This window comes from Anabaena catenula FACHB-362, from assembly GCF_014698735.1.
GTDB lineage: Bacteria > Cyanobacteriota > Cyanobacteriia > Cyanobacteriales > Nostocaceae > Anabaena > Anabaena variabilis_A.
In genome coordinates this window covers 69,370-75,369 of record NZ_JACJTQ010000030.1, presented here as the reverse complement: position 1 = coordinate 75,369, position 6,000 = coordinate 69,370, and the positions used below count along the sequence as shown (strand labels likewise).

The 6,000-nt window shown below is 37.7% G+C and carries 9 protein-coding genes; 7 read left to right on the top strand and 2 right to left on the bottom strand.

Annotation, left to right across the window (positions count from 1 at the left end):
• The first annotated feature begins 100 nt into the window (after positions 1–100).
• The 7 genes from H6G68_RS18310 to H6G68_RS18280 all read left to right on the top strand — a co-directional run bounded on the left by H6G68_RS18310 (position 101) and on the right by H6G68_RS18280 (position 4,678).
• Positions 101–250 carry a hypothetical protein gene (locus H6G68_RS18310; protein WP_190907925.1) on the top strand — a complete coding sequence of 50 codons (150 nt, stop codon included), beginning with the start codon at positions 101–103 and terminating at the stop codon, positions 248–250.
• A 39-nt stretch (positions 251–289) separates the two neighbouring features.
• On the top strand, positions 290–616 hold the full coding sequence (locus H6G68_RS18305) for a hypothetical protein (RefSeq protein ID WP_190907924.1): 327 nt from the start codon (positions 290–292) through the stop codon (positions 614–616).
• An 80-nt stretch (positions 617–696) separates the two neighbouring features.
• Positions 697–2,049 carry a helix-hairpin-helix domain-containing protein gene (locus H6G68_RS18300; protein ID WP_190907923.1) on the top strand — a complete coding sequence of 451 codons (1,353 nt, stop codon included), beginning with the start codon at positions 697–699 and terminating at the stop codon, positions 2,047–2,049.
• Positions 2,050–2,256: 207 nt separating this feature from the next.
• Entirely contained in the window at positions 2,257–2,598 is a 342-nt protein-coding gene (locus H6G68_RS18295) for a DUF6464 family protein (protein ID WP_127053296.1), read from the top strand.
• A gap of 216 nt (positions 2,599–2,814) precedes the next feature.
• Positions 2,815–3,252 carry an NADAR family protein gene (locus tag H6G68_RS18290; protein ID WP_190907922.1) on the top strand — a complete coding sequence of 146 codons (438 nt, stop codon included), beginning with the start codon at positions 2,815–2,817 and terminating at the stop codon, positions 3,250–3,252.
• 163 nt (positions 3,253–3,415) lie between these two features.
• Positions 3,416–3,718 (top strand): hypothetical protein, encoded by a 303-nt coding sequence (locus H6G68_RS18285; RefSeq protein WP_016952033.1) that lies wholly within the window; start codon positions 3,416–3,418, stop codon positions 3,716–3,718.
• 156 nt (positions 3,719–3,874) lie between these two features.
• The gene (locus tag H6G68_RS18280) at positions 3,875–4,678 is read left to right on the top strand and encodes a glucosamine-6-phosphate deaminase (RefSeq protein WP_190907921.1); all 804 of its coding nucleotides are present in this window, start codon (positions 3,875–3,877) and stop codon (positions 4,676–4,678) included.
• A gap of 128 nt (positions 4,679–4,806) precedes the next feature.
• On the opposite strand, the gene H6G68_RS18275 is transcribed toward H6G68_RS18280, so the two are convergent.
• Positions 4,807–5,004 (bottom strand): hypothetical protein, encoded by a 198-nt coding sequence (locus tag H6G68_RS18275; protein WP_127053294.1) that lies wholly within the window; start codon positions 5,002–5,004, stop codon positions 4,807–4,809.
• 302 nt (positions 5,005–5,306) lie between these two features.
• A complete protein-coding gene (locus H6G68_RS18270; RefSeq protein ID WP_190907920.1) occupies positions 5,307–5,999 on the bottom strand; it encodes a DevA family ABC transporter ATP-binding protein in 693 nt (230 codons plus the stop codon).
• Position 6,000 lies beyond the last annotated feature (1 nt).

Sequence of the window (6,000 nt, the reverse complement as noted above, 5' to 3'; positions counted from 1 at the left end):
GTGAGGATTGCTCTGAATATATTCAAATATACTGCCCATAACGTCTTACCAAAAAATACACTTTTATATTCTTATACCATAATTTAATTCTTTTTCGGAGATGTCTATTTGTGATGCTCCCATGCGGCTAGTATTTCAATTAGCTTCCTGCGAAAACCTTCCCTATATGTTTGGTGATATGGGTATTGCTCAAATTCTGCAATGCAAAACGCATAAAGATGAGTTTGCCTTTGTTTGGTCTGGCTGCTAAGGAAAAGGCCAGAAAAAATCATTATTTTCTTGTTCAATCATGATTCCATTTTTGTTGCCTTTGATGCTGTTGGCTAGTCCAACTCTGTTCATTCTATGGGGTGCTTTTAATCGTTTGGGGTTTATTTGGAGTCTGCTTTTAATTCCAGTCGGTGGGATGGTTGGGTTTATACTGATGGCGATCGCTGGGGCTTCTTTTTATGGGTTTATAATCTGGCTGGATGATCGTAAAACTGGTCTACCGGAAGCGGGATCACTGGGAGCGTTTGTTGGCAGGGGTATCATGAGTTTAATCATAATGGTTTTATTAGGCTGGATTGGCTCAGGAATCAGTGCTTGGTTGGTTTCTAGCTATTTGGTAAATTAGGCTGACCGATGAAAGCTGCTGTAAATCATAATTGTTAGCCTAAAATCAGTAAATAAACAAATTTTAAAAAGCTAAGTAATATGGTTAAAATAATTACACGAAATTACGTTGGTAAAGAAAATGTCTATGACATTGGGGTTGAGCGTGACCATAATTTTGCTATTAAAAATGGTTTAATCGCCTCTAATTGCTTCAACAAATCTCACTCTACAGCCTACGCTTACGTAACTTATCAAACTTCATACTTAAAAGCCAATTACCCATTAGAATATATGGCAGCACTGTTAACAGCTAACAGTGGTGACACCGATAAAGTGCAGAAATATCTTAACAACTGCATGAGTATGGGTATTCAGATAGATCCACCAGATATTAATCGCTCTGGGTTGGATTTTACACCCGCAGAAGGGAAGATTTTATTTGGATTTTCCGCAGTGCGTAACGTGGGACAAAATGCGATCGCGGGGATTTTAGAAGCCAGAGCAGAAAGCGGAGAGTTTAAATCCCTGGGCGATTTTTGCGATCGCATTGATTTACGTGCTGTTAACCGTCGGACTTTGGAATCACTGATTCAATGTGGAGCCTTTGACAAAATTGAATCTAACCGCCAACAATTAATTCGAGACTTAGAATTAGTCTATGATTGGGCGCAATCTCGCGCTAAAGATAGAGCCAGTGGACAGGGAAATCTATTTGATTTAATGGGTGGTGGATTTGCAACTAATAATCATCAACCAGCTAAAAATGCTTTTGAATCTGCTCCCAAAGCTGAACCAACTCATGATTTTCCACAACAAGAAAAATTGCGATTAGAAAAAGAACTATTAGGCTTTTATGTATCGGCTCACCCACTCAAAGACATCAAGCAATCCTCTTCACTGCTTGCACCAATTAACCTTGCACAGCTAGGGGAACAAAAAGAGAATATAATGCTTTGTGCCGTTGTCATACTTAATAATGTCAAAAAAGTGGTGACTAAAAAAGGTGATCCAATGGCGATTTTACAAATAGAAGATTTAACTGCATCATCAGAAGCAATTGTCTTCCCCAAAAATTATGAACGTGTTAGTTCACTATTGAAAGTTGAGGACAGATTAATCATTTGGGGTAAAGTAGACCGACGCGATGAGCAAACTCAATTTATAGTGGAAGACGCAGAACCAGTGGAAAAAGTCCAGATGGTAATGGTTGAATTAAATCCACAGGAAGCAGGTACTATTGAAGTCCAGCATCGACTGCGATCAATTCTAAAGGAACAATCAGGAGATAAAGATAAAGCCAAAGTACCAGTAATTGGCATTATTCAAGCAGGAAACAATCGTCAACTCGTGCGATTCGGAAAGCAGTTTTGGGTACAAGATTCAGCCACAACCAAGCAAGTCCTACAAAACGCTAGATTTAATGCTCACGTCAAGCAACTGACAGATAATTAACGTAAGTTGCTAGTTAGGAATAGGAGAGGATGCGGGGACGCGGGGACGCGGGGACGCGGGGAAAGCGGGAAAGCGGTATTAGCGACTTGGGTTAATTAGTAATTCACAATTTGTCATAAAAATCGTCATCTCCAATATTGATGTAAAAGTTATGCTAGTTAAATTGAGAAAAATATCAATCAGAGAAAAATTGAGGTAAATATTAAGGTGTTAAGAACACTTTTGTTGATTACCATTGGATTCTTACCGTCCCTATTCTCCTTGTGGGTGATTCGCAAAACCCAGACGCGGACACGCGCACGCACCAGACAAATAGCTCTCAACTATTCACAGATGCAACCCTACATCCGACCTGTTGAGGGCGATTGCGCGGAGCGCAGCACCGGAGGTGATCGCTACTATCTAGAAGGTGTAGGCTATTTAGTAGGCGATATTAGTTGCCAATTTAATGCTCGCTCTGGTTACATCCGTTGTGCTGTCAATCCTAGCGGTCCCTGTCAAGACTGCCGTTACTATGAACCCAAAGAATTAGCTAGTACCGCAGGGTAGAATTAAAAATTGAAAATTAAAAATTTAAAAAGCTGATGACACAAGCTTTATAGGAATTTTTAATGGTTAGTTGACTTATGCAGTTGTCTACTCATAGTCAAAAACGGGCTTAAAACATCAAAATTTTGAATAATTACGACTAAATTAGCCGATACTTTTTATCGCTGCTAATTTATATATTCTCAATTCCAAATTGACAGGTAATGTATGAATTTGATGACAATCTACTTTTATAGCACTCGTGAGGAATATGGTTGTTTTTCTAATTTCTCACCACATGGCTTTACCCTAGATGATTTATATTGGACTACCAGCGAACATTACTTTCAAGCACAAAAATTTATTGGTACATCCCATAGCGAACAAATTCGCCTCGTCAAAACACCAAAGGATGCAGCAAGAATGGGCAGACAAAGAAATCGTCCCCTGCGTTCAGATTGGGAACAAGTGAAAGACGACATCATGCGGAAAGCATTGCTATGTAAATTTTCCAGCCACTCAGATATTCGAGAGATTCTCCTTTCTACAGGCAATCAAAAACTAGTTGAAAATTCGCCCATAGACTATTATTGGGGATGTGGATCTGATGGTAGTGGTAAAAATATGCTGGGCATAATTTTAATGGAAATAAGGGAGCTACTACGCAATAGCTAATACCTACTCTAGAAACATTGTTAATTTTCAAGTAGGATCAAGTATAATATTATTATTCCTGTCAATCTTTAACCTAGTTAATTTGTAAAATAGGTATGTAATAGGTTGTTGGGAAAATCATAAAATTTAAAGTAGTAATCCCCGTATTAGGAGTATAAATACTATGTCTACATTACAAAAAGTCAAGAAATATTACAAATGGTTCTGGGATGTCACTCTTGGCGGTGACTATGATGCTTGGGGTACTAGTACCTACTTTATGGAAATTGGTGGGGATTTATATGCCCGCAGACAAATAGAAGTTTATGAAAATGGCAACGTATTATTCTATGATAGTAGCCATTTTTCCGATAATCATGGGATGCTATGCGATAAAAAAATAGATGATGGAAATATCGAAGAATTTGAAATTTCCAAAACCGAATTTGAACAAGTATGGCAAAGCAAAACTCCCATTAATAAATGACAAAATGAGAGGGTAACAAGAAAAACTTATTACTCATGATTAATAGGTCTAAGGCAGGGTTTTTGTCCTAATTTGTTTTAGCTTCATATAGTCAGGATAAAAACTATGAGGCTAACCACTGAATGCTGAGGAATGAATTACCTTTTGTATAAGTAAATGCCAGTCGCTACACAATCTTTTCGTGTCGATGATCTCCTAGTGCAGATTTACAACTCTGAAGCAGAAATGGCGCAAGATGTTGCCAAAATCGCACAGCAGTATTTACAGCAACTACTTCAGCAACAGGATACAGTTGCTGTATTATTAGCTACAGGAAACTCTCAACTTAAATTTCTCGATGCTTTAATCGCCTTAGGTGGGATAGATTGGTCAAGAACGACCTTATTCCATTTAGATGAATATTTGGGAATTACAGCTGACCATGCTGCTAGTTTCCGGCGTTATTTGCGGGAGCGTGTCGAGCAACGGGTGTTTCCTAAAGAATTTTACTACATAGAGGGTGATACATTAGAACCTATAGCAGAATGCGATCGCTACACAAAACTTCTGCAAGCTCAACCAATTGACTTATGCTGTCTTGGTGTAGGCGAAAATGGACACTTGGCTTTTAATGACCCAGCAGTAGCCAATTTTCAAGATCCCGCTAAAGTTAAACTGGTAAAACTTGATAAAGTAAATCGTCTCCAACAAGTAAATACAGGACAGTTTCCCAATTTAGAAGCCGTCCCCCAATACGCATTTACTGTTACTATCCCCATGATTTGTGCAGCTAAGAAAATCATCTGTCTAGCACCAGATACACGCAAAGCAAAAATAGTAAAAGAGATATTGCATGGGTCTATTACCACAAATTGTCCGGCTTCTATTTTGCGTAAACAACCTCAAGCAACCTTATGTTTAGATGTAAATTCTGCTAACTTGTTATACAGCAGGGAACAGGGAATAGGGAACAGGGAATAGGGAATAGGGTTGAAACTCTCTTGTTATATGGCTTTGTTCTTAAATTTTGTACCTCTTGCGACCTGAAATCTGCTGTAATTTATTTTATTCATTTTTATTTTATTCATTTTTAATTTTTAATTTTTAATTCAGTCATTATTGAGCTTCCAAGCAGACAAGCAAGCTTCCAGATGGGAACATTCTTCACATTTAAGTTCTTGTCCAGGATGAACACAGCCGCAGGGAGGATTTACAAAACATTCATCAGGATGTTTAGGAATCCAAGACCGTTTAAATATAAAGTATAAAGTTGCTTCCTGTAGACAAACCATCAAATCTTGCACCATAATCAACATACCCTACATAAATGCTGAATTCAAGTTTGCTTTGTTAATACGCAAACATCAGGACATTGTTTATATTGTCCCTATTTTCCCTGACCAAGACAATCATCGCCTCATACTTAAAGCAGATATAATTTTACCCTTGAGAAATATCTTGATAGATAATCAAGCTTTTACCTAGTACACAACTGCGTAAATCAATCAACAATTAAAAATTCCTAAAAAGCTTGTATTATCTGCTTTTTAAATTTTTAATTGTTAATTTTTGGTTGTTTATTCCGAGAAAGCGGTACTGGTATATTTAGTTATGAAACCTGTTTAATGAGCCGACCATCTTCCATATGAATGATACGGTCAGCAATATCTAGAATTCGGTAATCATGAGTGACAATTAAAATAGCACAACTCTGCTCCTTAGCTAGTGCTTGCATGAGGTTAACAACATCTCTACCTGATTTACTGTCTAAAGCCGCAGTAGGTTCATCAGCTAAGACTAATTTGGGATGACTAACTAAAGCACGAGCAATAGCTACACGTTGTTTTTGTCCTCCTGAAAGATCAGATGGGTAGTAATTAACTCTATGTTCTAATTTCACAGCCTGGAGCATAGCTTCTGATTGTTTACGAGCTTCCCATTCAGAAATATTTTGTTGTAGTTCCAGCGACATTTGTACATTTTGTCTAGCTGTCAAGAAATCTAGTAAATTGTGAGCTTGAAAAATATAGCCAATTTGGCGACGCACTTCCACTAACTTTTTATTGCTGGCTCCAAATAATTCCTGTCCAATAAATTTGAGACTTCCCTCTTGCACAGAACGCAAAGCACCAATTAAAGTTAATAAAGTGGTTTTACCCGAACCAGAAGGCCCTGTCATAATCACAATTTCTCCAGAATTAATTGTCAAATTAATGTCAAATAAAATCTGGTCGCGTAATGTGATTTTACCAAAATATTGATTGAGGTTTGAGATTTCTAAAAGGAAGTTTGATTGCAACATT